Consider the following 20125-nt stretch of genomic DNA (forward strand, 5'->3'; position numbering starts at 1 on the left):
ATTCATGATGGGGACTTGTCCTAGTAAGCACCGTTATTCTTGGGGAAAATAATCACACCAATGGTTTTGATGGCGATCCAAAAATCCATCCAAGCGTTACGGCAGTTGACGTAATACACATCAATTTTGACGCGCTTTTCATAGGGAATGTCGTTCCGTCCGGACACTTGCCATAATCCAGTAATTCCCGGACGAATGGTTAGGACTTTATCCATATAGCGTCCGTATTTCGGCAGCTCCTCCCGAATCAGGGGACGAGGTCCGACCACACTCATATCCCCCCGCAACACATTCCAAAACTGGGGAAACTCATCTAGACTGGTGAACCGCAAAAAACGACCAATCCAGGTAATTCTGGGGTCGCTTTTGAGTTTGAACGTCTCTTGAAACTCTTCCCGAATTTGCGGGGAGCTTTCCAAGAGTTCCTCTAGAACTTGGTCAGCATTAGAGACCATGGTTCTAAACTTGATACAGCCGAATGGCTTGCGGTCTTTACCAATTCGTTCTTGCACATAAAAAATCGGTCCTGGAGAACTCAAGAGAATTAAAAATCCCAAGAGAAAATAGACCGGAGAAAAGACAATTAAAACCAAGGCAGAAAATAGAATGTCAAAGAGGCGTTTACCCAACGCTCCGTTGGCATCTGCTACGGTCAATCCTTGGGGGCGCAGGTCTGCCAGACGGGTCATAAGTCCCCGTTTGACAAGCGCCCACAGTCCTTTTGCAGAGATCAGTTGGCTATTGGCAGTCATCGTACTCCTTCCATTCACACCACACACACACAGTCGAGATCGTAACGCCATATTCGCCATCTGGCCCTAGTCCCCCTTAAGGGAATGAGCTCAGAAGACCTGGCTTTCCGTGGGGATACCCCGTTGAAAGTCTCGACAACAGCGTTCTAAATAGGATAGATAACGCTGTTCAAAGATTGTAGGGGCAAATCGAACCGAATGTGATCGGACCGCCTCCGGCTGGAAGCGCGATCGCAGTTCCTCAAAGGTTTTAACCGCCTCCATCAGAGCTGTTTCAGTTTGTGGCTTAAACAAAACTCCTGTGCCGGTTTTGCCCCACTGACGGATATCCCGGACGGTTTCCAAGGCCCCGCCGGCCCCGTAAGCGATTACGGGGGTTCCACAAGCTTGGGCTTCCACCGGCGCAATACCAAAATCTTCACAGGCTGCATAGACAAATGCCTTCGCTTGGGACATATACTCTTCCACAACCGAGTTGGGCTGTGATCCGAGAAATTTGATGTTGCTCTGGGCCAGGGCCTGCAAACGGCTGGCTTGGGGACCGCTGCCAATCACCACCAAGGGATACCCCAGTTGATTAAAGGCTCTCACGATTAAATCAATTTTTTTGTAACTGACCAATCGTGACACGGTCAGATAGAACTCCTGTTTCTTGGCTTCAAAGGGGAAGCGTTCCACGGCAACGGGGGGGTAAATCACCTCGGCCCGACGACGATAGCACCGCCAAATCCGACGAGCGGTATACTCAGAGTTGGCAATAAAATAATCCACCCGGTTGGCACTGAGTACATCCCATTGCCGTAGTTGATGCAACAGAAGACGGGTCACCCATCCCGGGAGTCCCCGCCCTAGTCGTGACTCCCGCAGGTAGTCAAAGGTTAAATCCCAAATGTAGCGCATGGGGGTATGACAGTAGCAGATATGGAGCTGCTGCGGACGGGTTAGCACGCCTTTGGCCACGGCATGGGAGGAGGAGAGAATCAGGTCATACTCCCCTAAATCGAATTGCTCAATGGCTAGGGGCAGTAGGGGTAAATACTTTTGCACCCCAGCCTGAGATCGCGGTAAGTTCTGAATAAAGCTGGTGCCAATGGGGCGACCGTAAAGATAACTCTCAGGATTAGACGATTCAAAATCTACCAGGGCAAACAGATCCGCCTCAACATGGCTGAGAATTTCCCTCACCACCAGTTCTGAACCTCCGGTGGCCGCTGGGGTGAGCCATTCATGCACCAGGGCAATCTTGAGCGTTGTGATATCAACAGGGTCGGACATGGGCAACTTCTCTACCTCACCAGGTTACGCGCCCTCGGGACGGTATCCACCTAACAGGGTACAGCAGTCTTTCCCCGTCCCCTCAAAACCTTCTGGGACGGCTCGGGCTGGAAGAGTTGCCAAGAGGATTCGGCGAGGCGGTATGCTAGGGGGAGAGATTTTTGGTTCTGAGCGAGTGAACTCAATTCCTTTACTGGACTTAGCACAGCAATATCAGCAGCTCAAGCATGAGTTAGACCAAGCGGTTCTGCAGGTGATGGTCTCAGGACGCTATATCGGCGGCGAAAGTGTCCTGACCTTCGAGCGGGAATTCGCTGAGTATTTGGGTACAAACCATTGTGTGAGTTGTAATTCGGGCACCGATGCCTTGTTTTTAGCCTTACGGGCCCTAGACATTGGCCCCGGTGATCAGGTGGTCACCACCCCCTTCACGTTCATCGCCACGGTGGAGATGATTAGTGCGGTTGGGGCGACACCGGTGTTTGTGGATATTGACCCGGAGACGTTTAATCTGGATCTTGAGCAACTGGCGCTGCTGTTAGCTGAGGCGGGACCGGCTCAACCGAAAGCTATTCTCCCGGTGCATTTGTTTGGTCGTCCCCTGGATATGACAACATTGATGGGATTGGCCCGGGAGTATGGGATTCCTGTGATTGAAGATTGCGCCCAGGCCACCGGGGCAACCTGGGACGGACAACGGGTGGGCAGTTTTGGCACGATGGGCTGTTTTAGCTTTTTCCCGACGAAGAATTTAGGGGCCTTTGGCGATGGGGGAGCGATCGCCACGGATGACCCTCAATTAGCCCAGCGGCTGCGATCGCTCAAAGAACATGGGGCAACTCGCCGTTACTACCACGAAGAAATTGGCATCAACAGCCGCTTAGATGCCCTGCAAGCGGCCATTTTGAGGGTTAAGTTGGGCTATTTGGAGTCATGGAATCAGCAACGTCGCCAGGTGGCGGCTCGCTATCAGCAGCTGCTAGCCCCCCTGCCGGATCTCTACCTCCCCTCAGATGTGCCGGGTCATGTCTGGAATCAATACAGTCTGCGCCTGGGGGCAAGCCATGACCGCGATCGCCTGCGATCGCGTCTCCAGGAGCTGGGGGTTGGCACGATGGTCTACTATCCAACGCCCCTCCATTCTCAGCCGGTCTATCGCCATTTAGGCTACGCTGAAGGGGATTTCCCCGTCACTGAGGCCGTCTGTGGTCAGGTTCTCTCCCTGCCCATGTTTCCTCAACTGAAACCTGAACAACAAAAGCAAATTTTGTATCACCTGAAACAGTTTCTTCTTGAGCCTTGAGGTTTCATAAGGGGGAGTGATTCAGACCTCGCTGGTATCCCCCCTCCCCCAAGTGACTAGCCCCCACGTCAATCGCCAGGGTCTGATGAGTTTCCTTCCGCCTTAGGGTCGCTCCCGGGCCAAGTCCCCTAAGCCAATGGACTCCAGCAAACCCCGCCAACGTTGCTCTAACTCCGGCTCATTGGCTTGCGATCGCAGCTGGGCCAGGCGTTCCAGGGCGTCGTACCAAACCCCCGTCTCCGCCAAGAGTCCTACTTGCTCGGCTAGAGGGGCTTCTGCCAACTGGCGGGCAAACTCATCGCTCGGGGACAGGCGTTTGACCCAAGCCTCTCGCCAAATCTCGGGGCCGAAGCGAGTTGGGGCTTCGGGGTTGCAGAGAATGCGCACAAACCAAGTGTAATGTTGTCCCACGGCCAAGGGAGTGACCGGGTTCCCCTCATCATCCACCTCGGGCAGTTCTAAGGCCATTACCCCACCATCCCTCGGGGGAGTGACTTGGGTTAAATAGACTTCGCGATCGCGCATCTCTTCCCCCGCATCAGTCATTAGACGCTCCCACTCCGTCACAGCAAACTCAATTTGAGCGCCATCGGGCAGGGGAGGGATATAAGCAAAAAAGCGGGGATACTCATTGAGGGTGAGCCCTAACGCATCTCTGGGAGCCAAAAGCGTCAAGCCATCCGCCTCCGGGGTCGTAGCACAACTGCCGCGAACCGTATCAAACAAGGGCTGATCGGGGGGATCAAACTCCCCTCGATTGGGGTCGCGCCAGCGGGTACCCGCTCCTTCTAAACGCCCTGGAGTCCCTCGGTCTGGAGGCACAAACTCAGCTCTGGCTGGGGCCAGAGGCATGAGCACGCCGATTCCGGACAAACCCAGACCGCAGAACAGGGAAATAACCTGGGAGCCGGGGAAGGATATTGAGTATGGGGCCATGATCTAAGATTTACCATTAACGGTTGAACAACTGCCGAAAATATCAAGTTGTTGTAAGCGAGGGGTCTCATCATCCCCTTGGGGAGACTGAGTCTGATAACGTCCTCGACGCTCCTTGACCCCTTTGTCGGGAGTCGCCTTCCCCCGACGTAACCCCAAGGCAATTTTACTGTGTTGTTCAATCTGACCCATGACTTGACGGGCCCGTTGAATCACAGATGATGGCAGCCCAGCTAAGCGCCCCGCTTCAATGCCATAGGAGCGATCTGCCCCCCCAGGACGAACTTGATGCAGGAAGATAATTTCATTGGGCATCTCCTTAACAGTAACTTGATAATTCGCAATATTGGGTAAAATTGATGCCAATTCATTTAACTCATGATAGTGGGTGGCGAAAATGGTACGAGCCTGAATTTCCGTGGCTAGATGTTCAGCCACTGCCCAGGCAATGGATAAACCGTCAAACGTGGCAGTTCCTCGCCCAATTTCATCGAGTAACACCAGCGATCGCCCTGTCGCATGATTGAGTATGTTGGCCGTCTCATTCATCTCCACCATAAATGTGGACTGACCCGTGGCCAGGTCATCCACAGCCCCCACCCGGGTAAAAATGCGATCGCACAACCCCAGGCTGGCGGACTCAGCCGGGACAAAACTGCCCATCTGGGCCATCAGTTGAATCAACCCCACCTGGCGTAGGTAACAACTTTTACCACTAGCATTAGGGCCCGTTAGGATAATCACATCGGGACGTGCCTCCTCCCCCTCCTCCCCCTGCGATCGCTCCAACTCACTCCAACCCAACTCAGCGGAGTTAGGAACGAAGAATCCAGAGGGAAGGGACTTCTCCACCACCGGATGCCGACCTTGCACAATAGAAATCTGCCGCGAGTTCAGCAGTTGCGGGCGACAATAACCCTGATCATTAGCCAACTCCGCCCAACCGGCCAAAACATCCAAGGCGGCCACCGCCCGGGCCACCTCACGAATTTGATCCGCTAAAGCCCCCACCTCAGCCCGCAATTCCAGAAAAAGTTCATATTCCAGACGGTTGAGGTCATCCTGAGCCGTGAGAATCCGCGCCTCCCGTTCTTTGAGATCGGGGGTGATATAGCGTTCTTCGTTGGTTAAGGTTTGTTTGCGGATATAGCCTTCGGGGGCTAAGTCGCTTTTAGAGCGGGGTAGGGCCAAGTAATAGCCAAAGGTTTTGTTAAAGCCGACTTTGAGGGTACTAATGCCGGTGCGTTGTCGTTCCTGAGTTTCCAAATCCGCTAACCATTGGCGATCGCCCCCCACCATCGCTCGCATATCATCGAGTTGAGCATTCACCCCCGGTCGAATCAAGTGACCTTCTTTCAGGTGCAAGGGAGGATTGTCTACCAAGGTCTGATGCAACCGTTGCCCAAGCTGTTCTAGAGCCTCGGGGACCGCCGCCACCGCTCGCAGATAGGGGGCCTGAGTATCCGCCACCAGGGCCGCTAAGTCGGGCAAGCGGACAATGGAATCGGCGATCGCCACCAAGTCCCGTGCATTAGCGGTTCCAGAGCCAGCACGACCCGTCAGACGTTCCAAGTCATAAATCTGTTTTAAGCAGGCTTGTAGGCCCTCCCGCAAGCTGGCATCCCCTAATAATTCAGCGATGGTCTCCTGACGAGCGGCAATCTCCTCCCCATTCATCAAAGGCTGCAAGATCCAACGCCGCAGGGCCCGAGACCCCATCGCTGTCCGGGTATGGTCCAGGGCCCAGAGCAAGGACCCATGACGGGCCCCATCGCGCACCGTTTCCAAAATTTCCAAATTACGACGGCTTTGGGCATCGAGAATCAGATAATCAGCAATAGCGTAAGTGCGCAGCCGTTGCAGAGGCAGTTGACGCAGACCCGGATTCGCCCCGGCACGCCGGTCTTCTACCTCTTGCTCAAAGGTATTTTCCAGATATTGCAGCAATCCCCCCGCCGCACGAATGGCTAGGGGCAGATGGTCACAGCCGAGAGCTTCGAGCGATCGCAGATGATAGCGTTCTAGCAGTCGTTCCCGGGTACTGCTGGCCTCAAAGGCACTCTGAGGGCGCAGAGCATAACAAAACTGACGGGGTAAACTCTCCGGAATCTCCTCACTGGCTTCTCCGGCCCGGATGAGACGACCGGGATTGGGGGTTGAACTGGGAATCAGGACTTCTGAAGGCTGCAACCGCATCAGTTCCTGGGCCAGACGCTCTAAGTCCTGTCCTTCGGTGGTGAAAAATTCCCCCGTGGAGATATCCGCATGAGCCAATCCCCATTTTCGTTTCACAAACACTACCGCAGCCAGGAAGTTATTACGGCTAGCACTAAGCATCCCCTCTTCGACCAGGGTTCCGGGGGTGAGAACTCGGGTGATTTGCCGCTCCACCATGCGTTTTTCACTGGCAGCGGCGGCCGCATCTTCAATTTGGTCGCAAATGGCCACAGCAAAGCCTTTTTGCACTAAGACGGTGGCATAGCGGTCTAGGGCATGGTGCGGAACCCCCGTCATGGGAACCCGCCCGATGTTTTTGCCACCCTCTTTACTGGTTAACACCAGTTCCAGTTCCTGGGAAACGGTAATGGCATCTTGAAAGAAACACTCGAAAAAGTCACCCACCCGATATAACAGCAGGGCGTTGAGATGCTGCTGTTTCGTCTCCACGTAATGTTGCATCATCGGCGTGAGATCGTCAACGTTCAGTTGCCGATAATCCGCATTAGCGGGGGTGCGATCGCGTCCAAAACGGGTCGGTTTCGGGTCAGGTTGAGGAGAGGATGCACTCATTAGAAAATCCGGGGCAAAAGAGCAGGAACACCGTCCCAGAAACCAGAGACGGGGGAGTCGAGCAATGGAGAATGACCCCTAGCTATCCCTGTTGGGAGGGTCGAGGGGCCAACCGCCGGCTCTAAGTTAGTCTGGAGGAGCCAGGGAGGACTTGAGCCATACTGATCACAGTAACCAGTGTACCTGTCCGTTCAAGTCTAACGGCTCCACGGCGGTCTCTTGGATGAGTCTTAGCAAAATTTATTGACCCTTTTTCCTTCCATGGGGTTTAAGGCCAGCCGCCTCAGTGGGGCGATTTGTCCACCGTTGGACTAATTCGCCCCCGTCGCCGTAGGAGCCACAGCATCAACGGCAGGGCTTGTTGCAACAGTTGCAGCCGTTGTTCAAGCTGCTGGAGGCGATCGCGGCTTTGTTGCGTAGACTGTTGCCGTTGGATCAGCCACCGCTGCACTAAGGGCAGTAAGTGGCGACTCTGACGTTCAGTTTTCAGGACACAATCCGTCAGCTGAGCCAGCTGCCGTCGCCATCGCGTGACGTAGAAGGCCACCAAAAAGCCGAACAGAGCCAGACTGAGATTTACCCCCACCACCGCCATCACCTCCGGGGAATCCCCTAGAGTCGTCCAAGTTGAGGTATCTTGAGGGGGGTTGGCAGAAATCATAAAATCCGAAAACTCTTGCAGGTCAACCGGTGTAGCGGTGGGAATGCCGGAAAAATCGCGGCTGGAGATTGAGAAAGTTCTGTAGTTTTATATACTTTAATTAAAGAAGGTTATGACATCGTTAGGACGATTGGGGCAAAGATGAACCTGCTGTGAGGTCTTTGCCCAACACCGGTTCTTAATTTTGGAGATCTAGAAGTTAGCGTGAACCCCCATCCTCTGAGTCAATTACAGCGTTATGACGCGGACGCGATCGCCCGTTACTACCGACGCCGCCCCTGGGAAGCCATTTGGCGATCGCTCGTTATTATCTGGCTTTTTGCTGGATTTGTCATTGGACTTCAGTTCGACCACTGGTTTTTAAAGGAGCCTGATCACAAGTCTAAACGGGCCCAACAGCTGCGAAAAATTTTGACTCATCTGGGCCCAACCTTTATCAAGGTCGGACAAGCCCTCTCCACTCGCCCCGATCTGATTCGCAAGGACTTTCTCGAAGAACTGGTTAAACTCCAAGACCAACTGCCCCCCTTCAGCAATGCCATCGCCTTTAGTATTTTTGAGCGAGATACTGGCCTGACCATTGAGGAAGCCTTTCAAGACATCTCCCCGAGTCCCATCGCTGCTGCTAGTCTAGCTCAAGTTTACCGCGCTCAACTGCATACTGGGGAAGAAGTCGCCCTTAAAGTGCAACGTCCCAATTTGCTCCCTCGCCTGACTCGGGATTTGTTCCTAATCCGTTTGGGGTCGAAAGTCCTCAGCCCATTTTTGCCCCTCAATTTAGGCCATGACCTCACTCTTGTTGTTGATGAGTTTGGCATTAAACTCTTTGAGGAAGTTGACTATATTAACGAGGGACGCAATGCCGAAAAATTTGCCCATAACTTTCGCGATAATCCTCATGTTAAAGTCCCGAAAATTCACTGGGAATACTCCAGTCGTCGCATTTTAGTTTTAGAATGGATTCATGGGTATAAACTGACCACAACCACGAACCTACGTCAAGCGGGAATTGATGCCAATGCCATTATCGAAGTTGGGGTTGTCAGCGGACTGCAACAACTCCTAGAACATGGATTTTTCCACGCTGACCCCCATCCTGGTAATCTCTTTGCCACCAAAGACAATCAGATGGCCTTCATTGACTTTGGCATGATGGATCAACTCGATCCCTGGATGAAGGAAACCCTGGTGGATGCGATCGTGCATTTGGTCAATAAGGACTATGAAGACCTAGCTCACGCTTTTGTCAAACTGGGCTTCCTGGCTCCGGATACAGATATTTATCCCATTGTTCCCGCTCTAGAACTGGTATTGGGAGACATTGTCGGTCAGAGTGTTCGAGACTTTAACATCAAAACCGTCACGGACCGCTTCTCTGAGTTGATGTATGACTATCCCTTCCGAGTTCCGGCGAAGTTTGCCCTGATTATTCGCTCAGTGGTGACTCAGGAAGGATTAGCCCTGAGTTTAGACCCGGATTTTAAGATTGTCGATTTAGGCTATCCCTATATTGCTCAACAGTTACTCAAGGGGGAATCCCCCCAACTGCGCCGTCGTTTAGTAGATGTGTTGTTTAAAGATGGCGAGTTTAAATGGAACCGTTTAGAAAACTTGATTGAAATTGCCCGAAGCGACGAGACCTTTGATATCATTCCTACGGCACAGTTGGGCTTGCAATATCTCATGTCTGAGGAAGGACGCTTCCTGCGGCAACAGTTGCTGTTGGCTCTGACGGAGGGCGATCGCCTGCATACGGAAGAAGTGCAACGGTTATGGAATCTCATCAAAGAAGACATCAAACCTGAGCGGATTTGGGATGCAGCGATAACCTCCCTGACGGAGTTTTCTACCCAACGGGCCTCAGAAGTCGCCTCAGAATGGTTCCGAGATGTGCCCCTGAGTGCTTTCAACAATCCCACCTCTCCCCTTCGTTAACGTCTTAGGCCCTAACCCCATGTTTTATTCTGATCCGCCCTATGTTCTGATTGCAGCCAGCCTCCTGACTGCCGCCGTCTGCTGCTACAGCTTCTATAAAACCCTTGTGGGAACCCTACAAGATTGGTCAAAACGCCGTTCGAGTCGCCTCTTGGTGTTACTTCAGGGCAGTCGCCTCAAAGTGCCGCTGCTGGGGATTACCCTCGGGGCCACGGGGTTCTTATCCGGGTCGTTACTCTTTTTCTCCATGCCCCCGAGTTTCGCCTACAGCTTCTCGGCCCTGATTGCCGGGGTTTCTGTCACCCTCGTCTGGATTCAGTTACGCACCCTCTTACGTCGCCTAGAATCCGGTGGGGTCAAGGCCCTGAAGTTGGAAGAGTTGGGATTGGGTGAGATTCCCTTACCGGGTTTCATCGGCGACGACTCCAACTAGGCTCGATTCCCTCGGAGTCCTGGGGTAAGCCTTAAAGTTTCGTTACAATTAAGGTAGCGCACTTAAGGCAGCGCACTTAAGGCAGCCCCCAGACTCATTCCTCTCACTTTGTTATCGATGCAGCGATCGAAATTCAGACAACTCCTCTCTTATCTACGACCCCATTGGCAACAAGTCGCCCTCGGAACCTTAACCTTACTCATTGTCAATGGGTTAGGGGTTTATATTCCCTGGCTGATTCGTAACGGCATTGATGACTTGGAAGTGGCCTTCACCATGGAACGAGTCTGGCGCTATGTCCTCTGGATTGGGGTCTTAGCCACGGTGATGTGGGGGATTCGTGTGGTATCGCGGATGCTGCTGTTTGGCATTGGCCGACAGGTGGAGTTCGATCTCAAACAGCGCATTTTTCAGCATTTGCTGTATATGGATGCGGACTATTTTTCCCGCAACCGAGTCGGGGATTTGATTAACCGGGCCACCAGTGATGTGGATAATCTACGCCGCTTGCTGGGGTTTGCGGTGCTGAGTATACTCAATACGATTTTTGCGTATCTGCTGACGTTGCCGGTGATGCTGTCCATTAGTCCCCGGTTAACGCTGTTATCGATGGTGATTTACCCGGTGATGTTTATTCTGGTTTGGGTGTTTAGTGGCCGCCTGCGGGATGAACAGCGGGATGTTCAGGAGAAACTCTCTAGTCTGAGTGAGTTGATTCAGGAGGATATGAGCGGGATTTCTCTGGTGAAGATTTATGGCCAGGAGGAGAATGAACGGCGGGCTTTCGCTCATTACAATGAGAAACTGTTTGAGAGTAATCTGGCTCTCGCTCGGACTCGTAGCACCCTCTTTCCCTTGTTGCAGGGGTTGGCGGGGGCGAGTTTGTTGATTCTGTTGGGATTTGGGGCCGGAGAAATTGCCGATGGGGCGATCGCCGTCGGGGATTTCGTGGCGATGATTCTCTATGTGGAGCGTTTGGTGTTTCCCACGGCCTTGTTGGGCTTTACCTTGACGGTATATCAACGGGGTGAGGTGAGTATCGATCGCATTGAAGCCATTTTTACCAGCCAGTCGGAGATTCGCGATCGCCCCAGTGCGATCGCCCTCCCCCCCCAAGACGTCCTAGGACGACTGGAAGCTCGCAATCTTCACTATGTCTATCCTGGAGATAACAGCCCGGCCTTAGATCAGATGTGTTTCACCATCGAACCCGGAGAAACCATCGCTGTGGTGGGGTCCATTGGCTCCGGGAAATCGACCCTGGCTAATGCCATTCCCCGCATTTTGGAAATTGAGCCGGGACAGTTGTTTCTCGATGGCTATGACATCACGCAGCTGCGCTTAGAAGACTTGCGCGGGGCGATCGCCTATGTCCCCCAAGACAGTTTTCTCTTTAGTTCCAACATTCGCGATAACATCCGCTACGGAAACCCCCAGGCCGATCAAATCGACGTGGAACACGCCGCCAAGTTAGCCCAGATTCACCCAGAAATTCTCAACTTCCCCAAACAATATGACACCATTGTCGGCGAACGGGGGATTACCCTATCCGGGGGACAGCGACAACGCACCGCCTTAGCTCGCGCGCTCTTAATGGATGCGCCGGTATTAATTCTCGATGATGCTCTCTCTAGCGTGGATAACCAAACCGCCAGCCAGATTTTACAGGAGTTATCCACGGGGACAGAACGCAAAACCGTCTTATTTATCTCTCACCAACTCTCCGCCGCCGCCAAAGCCGATCGCATTTTAGTGTTAGATCGCGGTGCAGTCTCCCAACTAGGAACCCACGCCGAACTCATCCAACAGCCGGGATTGTATCAATCGCTCTGGGAGGAACAACAGTTGGAAGCCTTATTACGTTAATAGCGAACTACCACAGGCGTCCCCACGGAGGCCCAAGAATAGAGCCAGGCGGCATGATCTAAGGCGACATTGGTACAGCCACGACTTACGGGAGTCCCGAAGTTGTTATGCCAATAGGCCCCATGAATGCCGTAGTTGCCGTCGTAGTACATCACGTAGGGAACATCGGGAATATGATACCCCGGCCCACTCATGGGGGCTTCTGGGTATTTCACGTAAATCTCATAAACGCCGGTGGGGGTTGGGGTGGAATAGCCCCCCGTGGAGACAAAGATGGCATAGACCGGCTGATCCCCTTCCCAGGCGATGAGTCGTTGGCCCGTTAGGTTAATCTCAATCCAGCGTCGTTGAGATTGACGCAGGGCATAGATTTCATTCTCAATCCATTGGGCCACTCGCGGCGGAGCGTCTAGCTCGTTCATTGGGGCGGCGATCGCCTGGGATGAGGGGGGAGTCATTGAAACCCAATTGAGGGAGTTCCAGCCCATGAGAGCTGCCGCTATGGCAATCGATCGGTGCAGCAGACGACGCCTGTGCGCGTTGGCAGGAGCCGGAGACCTGGGAGGGGGGTTGGGGACATCAGTCCTAGTCGTAGTCATGGTTTTTGGGGGTGAGCCTTCAGCTCAATTCTAACAAATCTCCCTGAGCGTCAAGGTTTGAGCCGTTGACCCAAAAGCTGTTATCGTGAAATTATGATCAGTTAACATCAGCCATCCAACCCAAATTTTATGCCAGCGAAACTACCTGTCACCGTCATTACCGGGTTTTTAGGGGCCGGAAAAACTACCCTGATTCGTCATCTCCTGCAACATAACCAGGGCCGTCGCATCGCCGTTCTGGTCAACGAGTTCGGTGAGGTGGGGATTGACGGAGACTTGTTGCGCTCCTGTCAGGTCTGTGATGAGGAGGAAGACGCTAGCTCTAACATCTTAGAATTGGCTAACGGTTGTCTCTGTTGTACGGTTCAGGAAGAGTTTTTACCGACGATGCAGGAACTCCTGTTACGTCGCGATCGCATTGACAATATCGTCATTGAAACCTCGGGGCTGGCCTTGCCGAAGCCTCTCGTTCAAGCCTTCCGTTGGCAAGAAATCCGCACCGGGGCCACCGTCGATGGGGTGGTGACGGTAGTCGATTGTGAGGCGATCGCCGAGGATCGCTTAGTGAGCGATTTAGAAGCCTTGGAGGCTCAACGGCAGGCCGATGAGAGTTTAGAACATGAAACGCCCCTTGAGGAGTTATTTGAGGACCAGCTCAATTGTGCCGATTTGGTCTTACTGACGAAGTGCGATCGCGTCGCCGATGATCGCTATTATCAGATCCGAACCTGGCTAGAGTCTCAGGTGCGTCCTGGGGTGAAGTTGGTTCCCTGTCATCAAGGGGAAATTGAGTCCAGTGTTTTATTGGGCTTTAATGCCTCAGTAGAAGACGATTTAGAGAATCGCCCCAGTCATCATGACGGCGAGCATGACCATGATCATGATGATGAGATTAACTCCGTCTGTTTAACCTTTGATCAGCCCCTAAACCCCAAAACCCTAACTCAGCGACTGCAAGATTTGGTGGAACAGGAAGAAATTTACCGCATTAAAGGCTTTGTTAATGTGGCGAACAAACCCATGCGTATGGTGTTACAAGGGGTCGGACAACGGTTTGAGTCCTTCTTCGATCGCCCCTGGAAGCCGGAAGAACCCCGCCAAACTCGTTTGGTGTTTATTGGCCAAGGGTTGGAGAGTGAGCGGTTAAGTTGGGTTTTTGAGGGGTAGGGGGAACCACGGAGTCACAGAGGACACAGAGGAGGGAGAGGAGAAAGAGGAGGGAGAGGAGGGAGAGGAGGGGATGGCTGTTCTCCTTCTTCTCCTTCTTCTCCGTGTCCTCTGTGCCTCTGTGGTTCTCCTTCCCCCCTATTTACTCTCCGGATGCTCCCGTTCCTCGGTTTGCTGATCCAAACTGTTGAGGAAGCGAATCATCTCATAGAGGCGGCCGAAGTTCTTTTGATTAAAGGATAGAACTAAGCGCGGTAGACTCGGCTCCCCCTGGCGTGATTCTTCGGGTAGGGGGGCAGTTCGTTCGATTTTACCTTCCGTCAGGATATCCTGATAATCTTCATTTAGGCGTTGTAGTGCCTCGTCCGATAGGGGGGACTTGAGACGGATGACAAGGCGATCGCCCACATAGCGACTGGAATGGTAGGTGCGATAAAAATCTCGGATCACCTCACAGGCCGTCTCGACATTGTCGGTAATACGGTACAAACTTAAGTCGTCTTCGCTGATGGTTCCGTTTTCCAGGAGGCAGGTTTTAAGGTAGTTCTGCCAGCCATACCAATAGTCTCCCCCAGGGCGATCAATCAGCACCAGGGGCGCTGGACCATATTTCCCCGTTTGCATCAGAGTCAGCGTCTCAAAGGCTTCGTCCATCGTCCCAAAGCCACCGGGGAAGAGGGCAATGGCATCACTTTCCCTCAGGAAAAAGAGTTTGCGGGTGAAGAAGTATTTGAAATCAACCAGCTTGGGGTCATCCTGGATATAGGGATTTGAGCTTTGCTCAAAGGGAAGTTGGATATTTAAGCCAAAGGAGTTTTCCGTTCCCGCACCTTCATTTCCGGCGGCCATGATGCCACCGCCGGCCCCAGTGATAACCATAAAGCCGTACTCCGCCAGGCGACGGGCAAAGTCTCGGGCTAGGTGGTATTCTGGGCGATCGCTAGCGGTTCGGGCTGAGCCGAAGATGGCAATCTTACGCACATGACGATAGGGCTGGAAGACGTCTAAGCCCCGTTCCATATCCTTGAGGGAATGGCTGACAATCTTCCAGTCGAGGCGATCGGTATCGTATTTCGCCAGGTTGACGAGGGTGGAGAGGGAGCGAGAAATCCAGGTCCAATGCTCGTGATTGGGCAGTTCCTCAACTAAATGAGAAATTTCCTGGGAGAGAAACTCGAAACGTTGCTCTGGGGTTAGATCAGGGCCTTGTCCAGGGATCTGTTGAGGAGATGACATAGACTTACATGAAGGGAAGCGCAGTATCTTATTTTACAGATTTTCCACGAAACAAGTGCTGGGGAACTCCGTTGAGTCCGCCCAGCACTCGGGGTAAGGCGACAAGTCCCTGATAAGAGGGGATAAGGAGCGATCGCTCCCAACACCCTAGAGATACTTTTCGAGGGTATTCGCCAATGTGGTTTTGGGGACAGCGCCAACGACCATATCGACTCGCTGTCCATCTTTGAAAATCATCAGCGTGGGAATACTGCGAATCCCGTACTTACTGGCGACCTCAGGATTGTCGTCAGTGTTCAGCTTGACGACTTTCACTTGACCCTCATACTGTTGGGCAATCTCCTCGACCACGGGGCCGACCATCCGACAGGGTCCACACCAAGGGGCCCAAAAGTCAACCAGAACAGGCAGTTCGCTTTCTAAAACGTCGTTTTTAAAGCTGGCGTCTGAAACCTCGGCGGTTGCTGACATACTTCAAAAGTCCTTATCTAATCTTGTGTGCAATGTTGAGCGCAATACCCCCCTGGGACGGGAGTCAGCGAGTGATCACCATAGACTACGCTTCCCCCTAGATTTTACCACAGGGGTCGTCGTGCCTGATAACGGGTGCAAGGTTGAGGATACTGGACTCTGGTGCTGTCGGGCCCCCGAAAAAGAAACCACCCGAACAAGCTGTTCGGGCGGAGTGTGGTGTGAGGAGTGAACGGAAACATGTGTCTCCGCTCATTCTATTCTAAGAGATAAATGGCAAACCTGTCTCCTAGAGATTGAACTTTATCTCAGGACAGTTTTTTCCCTGGCTGAGGGGCGATCGCCCTCTCCTCCGGGAAACTACTTACCCATTCCCAACTGCTGCGCTTTTTGATAAACCTTTCCTTCGGTTAATAATGAAGGAGCAATAGCAATTTCTACCTGTTGCATTTCCCGGAGGTTTTTCGCCCCTAGAGTCCCCATACTGGTTTGCAAGGCTCCCAGGAAGTTATGGGTTCCATCGTCGAGTTGGGCGGGCCCACGTAAAATTTGTTCTAAGGTGCCGGTGCTACCTACCTTAATCCGGGTTCCCCGAGGTAAGACGGGACTCGGGGTAGCCATTCCCCAGTGATACCCCCGTCCTGGAGCCTCTTTCGCCCGAGCAATGGGGGAGCCAATCATGACCCCATCCGCACCACAGGCAATACATTTACAAACATCACCACCCGTCACGAGACCGCCATCAGCAATGACGGCAACATATTTACCGGTTTCTTTAAAGAAATCATCCCGAGCCGCAGCACAATCAGCAACCGCCGTGGCTTGAGGCACGCCGACCCCCAGCACCCCACGAGAGGTACAAGCGGCTCCCGGGCCAATCCCCACGAGAACAGCAGCGGCTCCCGTTTTCATGAGGTTTAGAGCCACCTCATAGGTGACGCAGTTCCCTAACACCACTGGCATGGGCATTTGTTCACAGAACTCCGCCAAATCCAACGGCGAGACCGTCTCAGGAGATAGATGGGCCGTCGAAACTACCGTAGCCTGGATAAACACTAAGTCCGCTTGCGCCTCGGCAATGGCCTGACCAAACTTAACGGCTCCAGCTGGGGTAACGCTGACCGCTGCAATTCCCCCCTGCTCTTTAATTTCCTGAATCCGTTTGACAATCAGCTCGTCACGAATCGGCTGACTGTAGAGGTCTTGCATCAGAGGCACAAACTCGGTTTTATCAACGGAGGCAATGCGATCAAGAATCGGGTTGGGATCCTCATAACGAGTTTGAATGCCCTCAAGGTTCAAGACCCCCAATGCACCCAGTTGAGACAGTTTAACTGCCATCTGTACATCCACCACGCCATCCATCGCACTGGCAATGATGGGGATGTCTCGTTTGATTCCGCCGATGTCCCAACGGGTATCGGCAAGGATCGGATCGAGGGTGCGGTTTCCCGGCACTAGGGCAATTTCGTCAATTCCGTAGGCGCGACGAGCGTTTTTTCCCCGTCCAATTGCAATATCCACTGTTACTTACCGTTCCCAAACGTATTTAAGCTAGACTAGCAAATTTACCCAATAATGATCCATAGGACAAGCTTGAAATTTTTAGGTTCGCCAATTTTCTGAAGTCGAAACGTCTAAAGCGGAGCAGTCCTAGTTCTAGGGAATTGATGGACGAAGACTTAAAAACCTGAGACCCAGCTCACTTCAGTCAGCCAAATCTCAGGTTTTTGGTTGTGAATACCCCCAGGGGAATTCGAATCCCCGTCGCCTCCGTGAAAGGGAGGTGTCCTAGGCCTCTAGACGATGGGGGCGTATTCAAGGTTTTGCCAGAGGGCTTTAACCGCTTAGGCGTTATCCAATGTAGCGAATATTCTGACGACTGTCAACCCCTAAGGTAGAAAATTTTGCGCGTTCTGACAGTAGGCGAGTAAAACCTCGACACAATGGGCGATCGCCCCCAAATGGGCAATTTCATAGCCATGGGTATTCTGGGTGGGAAAACCCAGACAGGCTCCCCTGGCCACATGGCCGAGTTTCATGGCAATGGAGGCATCACTGCCAAAGCCAATAATTATCGCCTGCTGGATGGGAATCTCTCGCGACTGGGCAGCCTGTTTCAGCTGCTGGGTTAGGCCCTCGTCATAAAGGCCATAGCCATCTTGAGATAACAGGACAGGAGCTTCCCCATCATCGATGGGATATTCGGGAGCGAGAGGACAGATTTCTAGGGCAATTAGGGCATCTAAGACCTGATGATTGCTGAAATACAACGCCCCTAGAGCCCCCACTTCCTCCTTCGCTGAAGCCACAAGATACACGGTCACCGGGGGGTCTTGCAGACGGGCGGCTAACTCCAGCAGAATAGCCAGAGAAGCCTTGTTATCTAAGGTATAGCTGGCGATGTAGTCGTCTAAGCGGAAGGGGCGTTTGCGGTGTTTGCCCACCACAACTCGCGTTCCCGGGCGAATCCCCAAAGCCGCCAGGTTTTCAGGGCTACGTTTGGTCTCCACCCAAGCATTTTGCCAGGTGAGAGGTCTCTCGTCTTGCAATAGCTTTTGAGGGGATTCATGGGAGACGTGGCGGGAGCCAAAACTGAGAATGCCTGAACAGGTGGCCTGATCCCCAAGTAAGTCCACAACTCCCTCACCATAAACCCAGGGAAAAGCACCCCCCAATTTACGAATTGAGATTCGGCCGTGAGCATCAATGCCTTTAACAATGGCCCCAATTTCGTCTTTATGGGCGGTAATGGCGATCGCCCCCGCCTGACGAGTTCCAGGAATCTTCGCAATCAGGTTATCGGCGCGATCGCTAAAATACTCAACCCCCAATGCCTCTAACCGCTCCTGCAAAAGTTGATTGATTTGCCCCTCCATCCCACTGGGGGAATGGCACATGACCAGGTCTTCGATGGTTGTAAATAGGCGCTCAAATGACAACGAAACCTCCTCAACCTATCCAGTTGCTCGTTTTGACGGGCCAACTCTCCCTACAATGGGGAACAGGTGTAGCACCATAGCCATAACAGACAAGGGAAAACAGCAACATGACTATTTGGGTTTGTGAACAAATCGACCCCAGTGGCATCGTCCAAGCTTGTATTGCCAGTGAAGACGAAAGCCAAGCACGGGCCTGTCATGAGTCGTTCAGCAGCGATCTCGATGAGTTCCAAAAATCTCAGGGCTGGACAGCTCAACTGCGAACGGTGGAGTCTTGGGATGAGGTTCCTGTTACTCCCCTAAAACTTAACCGCTAAGATTAAACCCTGGCAAAGTCCAAAGCCAGAGGACGGCTCCCACGACGAGCAGCAGTAGTAGGCCCAGAACCCCGGCTAGGGGATGTTCCCCCAACCCCGTTACCCAGGGGGGAACCGCTCCAGTGGGCTGACGGGCCCCAGAGCTATCGAGCCAAATCAGGGCACAAACCCAGCCACCATGTAGGCCCCAAGCTAAATTTAAACTGCCCTCAGTCACAACACAGGCCAGAGTTAGAACCATACCCATCAGCCAAAGTCCTGGCAGTTGTGGTATGGTTTGACACGGCTGCCATATTAAATGAAGCAGGGCAAAAATGGCACTGGTGATGCTGGCGGCCAGCCAAACAGACCCCTGCTGTTGCAGTTCCTGTTGCACCAGTCCTCGAAAGATAAATTCTTCAGTGCCACCAATCCAAATTCCCAGCAATAGGGCCAACAGGAACTGCCCGACTCCTTCAGAAACGGTCCAGGTTAAGCGCCAGGAAATCCACCCGGCGATTCTCTGCACACTCACCAGAATCGTAACGGTAAAAATCCCGATTGCTATCCCCAGACTCAGGGACGGTAAATCAGCAACCGTGATCCAGGAGCCATGATAGGAAAAATGAACTCCGCCAACCTGTCGCAGCCCCCATAAAACCCAAGGAAACAGCAGATAAAGACTGCCCACTAGGGCAAGTTTTCTTGACGGAGTCAGGGGACGAGACGGATACCAGCGACTGTGCCAGGCCAGGGGAACCAGGATAGGTAACCAGACCCCGAACCAGACGATGAAAAGTAAGCCAATCTTTAGCACAGGTGAGATCTCGACCCCTAACTCTCTAGGGGGCGCAAATTGACGGCAAAAAGCTCCAACTCCAGCCTCTAGGACTCTCGAAAATTGAGAGTTTGACCGGCGAGTTGCGATCGCATCTCCTGTAAAACAGGCAGGGGTTCAGGGGACGTCAGGCGAGTGCAGATAGACTGACATTCTATCAACCCTCAAGACTCAACATCCCCCATCTTCCCCATGACGAGCTTACTCGTCGTCGCCACTGGCACCGTTTTCGTCACCCTCAGCGCGATCCATCTGAATTAAGTGAATGTGTTTGTAACCCAACTTAATTTCAAACTCATCGCCGGGTTTTAACCCCATGGCATTGGTATAGGTGGACCCAATGACGATTTGTCCATTCTTGTGAACGCTCACTTTGTAAGTCGGTTCGCGACCACGTCCATCCTTAGCGCCGTCCGGATCAAGGGGAATCCCTTTGGCGGCCAACACCGCATCATAGAAATCCGTCAGATTGACACGGGTTTGCTGATTCTTAGTGATGTTGTAGTAGCCGCAACGCTTCGCGGTTTCTCGCCGAGGTAAGTGGGACAGTTCTTTGACTTTTGTTAGTAACGCCTTCCCCGTCAGCGGCGTGGGTTTTTCCGAAAGTGTTTCAGTCATTGTCTGG

Annotated in this window: 18 protein-coding genes and 1 tRNA gene; 6 read left to right on the forward strand and 13 right to left on the reverse strand. The window is 52.8% G+C overall.

Going from position 1 to position 20125, the window contains the following annotated elements; genetic code table 11:
- Positions 1-20: 20 nt before the first annotated feature.
- Together NEA10_RS08450 and NEA10_RS08455 are read right to left on the reverse strand one after the other, a co-directional pair.
- Positions 21-752, reverse strand: coding sequence for an undecaprenyl-phosphate galactose phosphotransferase family protein (locus NEA10_RS08450; RefSeq protein WP_252664874.1), 732 nt, complete (start codon positions 750-752; stop codon positions 21-23).
- 90 nt (positions 753-842) lie between these two features.
- The gene (locus tag NEA10_RS08455) at positions 843-2027 is read right to left on the reverse strand and encodes a glycosyltransferase (RefSeq protein ID WP_252664875.1); all 1185 of its coding nucleotides are present in this window, start codon (positions 2025-2027) and stop codon (positions 843-845) included.
- Between the two features lie 175 nt (positions 2028-2202).
- On the opposite strand from NEA10_RS08455, the gene NEA10_RS08460 reads away from it, so the two are divergent.
- Positions 2203-3330: a DegT/DnrJ/EryC1/StrS family aminotransferase gene (locus tag NEA10_RS08460; protein WP_252664876.1), complete on the forward strand. Its 1128-nt coding sequence runs from the start codon at positions 2203-2205 to the stop codon at positions 3328-3330.
- 102 nt (positions 3331-3432) lie between these two features.
- Here NEA10_RS08460 and NEA10_RS08465 read toward each other — a convergent pair whose 3' ends face one another.
- The 3 genes from NEA10_RS08465 to NEA10_RS08475 all read right to left on the reverse strand — a co-directional run bounded on the left by NEA10_RS08465 (position 3433) and on the right by NEA10_RS08475 (position 7717).
- Positions 3433-4182, reverse strand: a complete 750-nt coding sequence (locus NEA10_RS08465; RefSeq protein ID WP_252664877.1) for a DUF928 domain-containing protein — start codon at positions 4180-4182, stop codon at positions 3433-3435.
- 87 nt (positions 4183-4269) lie between these two features.
- A complete protein-coding gene (gene mutS / locus NEA10_RS08470) occupies positions 4270-7056 on the reverse strand; it encodes a DNA mismatch repair protein MutS (RefSeq protein ID WP_252664878.1) in 2787 nt (928 codons plus the stop codon).
- Positions 7057-7339: 283 nt separating this feature from the next.
- A complete protein-coding gene (locus NEA10_RS08475; RefSeq protein ID WP_252664879.1) occupies positions 7340-7717 on the reverse strand; it encodes a hypothetical protein in 378 nt (125 codons plus the stop codon).
- 204 nt (positions 7718-7921) lie between these two features.
- Here NEA10_RS08475 and NEA10_RS08480 point away from each other — a divergent pair, with 204 nt between their 5' ends.
- From NEA10_RS08480 to NEA10_RS08490, 3 genes are all read left to right on the forward strand, one after another.
- A complete protein-coding gene (locus NEA10_RS08480; RefSeq protein WP_252664880.1) occupies positions 7922-9652 on the forward strand; it encodes an ABC1 kinase family protein in 1731 nt (576 codons plus the stop codon).
- A gap of 19 nt (positions 9653-9671) precedes the next feature.
- Entirely contained in the window at positions 9672-10085 is a 414-nt protein-coding gene (locus tag NEA10_RS08485) for a hypothetical protein (protein WP_252664882.1), read from the forward strand.
- A 117-nt stretch (positions 10086-10202) separates the two neighbouring features.
- Entirely contained in the window at positions 10203-11951 is a 1749-nt protein-coding gene (locus NEA10_RS08490; protein ID WP_252664883.1) for an ABC transporter ATP-binding protein, read from the forward strand.
- Here the strand turns inward: NEA10_RS08490 and NEA10_RS08495 are convergent.
- Positions 11948-12409 carry a L,D-transpeptidase gene (locus NEA10_RS08495; protein WP_374111876.1) on the reverse strand — a complete coding sequence of 154 codons (462 nt, stop codon included), beginning with the start codon at positions 12407-12409 and terminating at the stop codon, positions 11948-11950. The two genes, NEA10_RS08490 and NEA10_RS08495, sit on opposite strands and share 4 nt — an antisense overlap.
- Positions 12410-12679: 270 nt before the next feature.
- Between NEA10_RS08495 and cobW the strand changes: the two genes are divergently transcribed.
- Positions 12680-13717, forward strand: coding sequence for a cobalamin biosynthesis protein CobW (gene cobW, locus NEA10_RS08500; RefSeq protein ID WP_252664885.1), 1038 nt, complete (start codon positions 12680-12682; stop codon positions 13715-13717).
- 138 nt (positions 13718-13855) lie between these two features.
- On the opposite strand, the gene NEA10_RS08505 is transcribed toward cobW, so the two are convergent.
- The 5 genes from NEA10_RS08505 to NEA10_RS08525 all read right to left on the reverse strand — a co-directional run bounded on the left by NEA10_RS08505 (position 13856) and on the right by NEA10_RS08525 (position 18366).
- Entirely contained in the window at positions 13856-14953 is a 1098-nt protein-coding gene (locus NEA10_RS08505) for an LOG family protein (RefSeq protein ID WP_252664886.1), read from the reverse strand.
- 147 nt (positions 14954-15100) lie between these two features.
- Positions 15101-15424 (reverse strand): thioredoxin, encoded by a 324-nt coding sequence (gene trxA, locus NEA10_RS08510; protein ID WP_252664887.1) that lies wholly within the window; start codon positions 15422-15424, stop codon positions 15101-15103.
- Positions 15425-15784: 360 nt separating this feature from the next.
- Entirely contained in the window at positions 15785-16948 is a 1164-nt protein-coding gene (locus NEA10_RS08515) for a GuaB3 family IMP dehydrogenase-related protein (protein ID WP_252664888.1), read from the reverse strand.
- Positions 16949-17165: 217 nt separating this feature from the next.
- Positions 17166-17238 (reverse strand) — tRNA-Glu (locus NEA10_RS08520).
- 78 nt (positions 17239-17316) lie between these two features.
- Entirely contained in the window at positions 17317-18366 is a 1050-nt protein-coding gene (locus NEA10_RS08525) for a M42 family metallopeptidase (protein WP_252664889.1), read from the reverse strand.
- A gap of 107 nt (positions 18367-18473) precedes the next feature.
- On the opposite strand from NEA10_RS08525, the gene NEA10_RS08530 reads away from it, so the two are divergent.
- Entirely contained in the window at positions 18474-18683 is a 210-nt protein-coding gene (locus NEA10_RS08530; RefSeq protein ID WP_252664890.1) for a glycogen debranching protein, read from the forward strand.
- Here the strand turns inward: NEA10_RS08530 and NEA10_RS08535 are convergent.
- Complete coding sequence (locus NEA10_RS08535) at positions 18673-19479, reverse strand: CPBP family intramembrane glutamic endopeptidase (protein ID WP_252664891.1); 807 nt, start codon at positions 19477-19479, stop codon at positions 18673-18675. The two genes, NEA10_RS08530 and NEA10_RS08535, sit on opposite strands and share 11 nt — an antisense overlap.
- 222 nt (positions 19480-19701) lie before the next feature.
- A complete protein-coding gene (locus NEA10_RS08540) occupies positions 19702-20118 on the reverse strand; it encodes an AbrB family transcriptional regulator (RefSeq protein ID WP_252664892.1) in 417 nt (138 codons plus the stop codon).
- Positions 20119-20125: the final 7 nt, after the last annotated feature.

It is taken from the genome of Phormidium yuhuli AB48 (assembly GCF_023983615.1).
Taxonomy (GTDB): Bacteria; Cyanobacteriota; Cyanobacteriia; order Cyanobacteriales; family Geitlerinemataceae; genus Sodalinema; species Sodalinema yuhuli.

Bases quoted from the DNA above. Each gene is read 5' to 3' on its own strand.
- NEA10_RS08490 (WP_252664883.1), top strand. From the start codon at position 10,203: ATGCAGCGATCGAAATTCAGACAACTCCTCTCTTATCTACGACCCCAT.
- NEA10_RS08450 (WP_252664874.1), bottom strand. From the start codon at position 752: ATGACTGCCAATAGCCAACTGATCTCTGCAAAAGGACTGTGGGCGCTT.
- NEA10_RS08475 (WP_252664879.1), bottom strand. From the start codon at position 7,717: ATGATTTCTGCCAACCCCCCTCAAGATACCTCAACTTGGACGACTCTA.
- NEA10_RS08530 (WP_252664890.1), top strand. From the start codon at position 18,474: ATGACTATTTGGGTTTGTGAACAAATCGACCCCAGTGGCATCGTCCAA.
- cobW (WP_252664885.1), top strand. From the start codon at position 12,680: ATGCCAGCGAAACTACCTGTCACCGTCATTACCGGGTTTTTAGGGGCC.
- NEA10_RS08485 (WP_252664882.1), top strand. From the start codon at position 9,672: ATGTTTTATTCTGATCCGCCCTATGTTCTGATTGCAGCCAGCCTCCTG.
- NEA10_RS08540 (WP_252664892.1), bottom strand. From the start codon at position 20,118: ATGACTGAAACACTTTCGGAAAAACCCACGCCGCTGACGGGGAAGGCG.
- NEA10_RS08495 (WP_374111876.1), bottom strand. From the start codon at position 12,409: ATGACTCCCCCCTCATCCCAGGCGATCGCCGCCCCAATGAACGAGCTA.
- mutS (WP_252664878.1), bottom strand. From the start codon at position 7,056: ATGAGTGCATCCTCTCCTCAACCTGACCCGAAACCGACCCGTTTTGGA.
- NEA10_RS08455 (WP_252664875.1), bottom strand. From the start codon at position 2,027: ATGTCCGACCCTGTTGATATCACAACGCTCAAGATTGCCCTGGTGCAT.
- NEA10_RS08505 (WP_252664886.1), bottom strand. From the start codon at position 14,953: ATGTCATCTCCTCAACAGATCCCTGGACAAGGCCCTGATCTAACCCCA.
- trxA (WP_252664887.1), bottom strand. From the start codon at position 15,424: ATGTCAGCAACCGCCGAGGTTTCAGACGCCAGCTTTAAAAACGACGTT.
- NEA10_RS08465 (WP_252664877.1), bottom strand. From the start codon at position 4,182: ATGCCTCTGGCCCCAGCCAGAGCTGAGTTTGTGCCTCCAGACCGAGGG.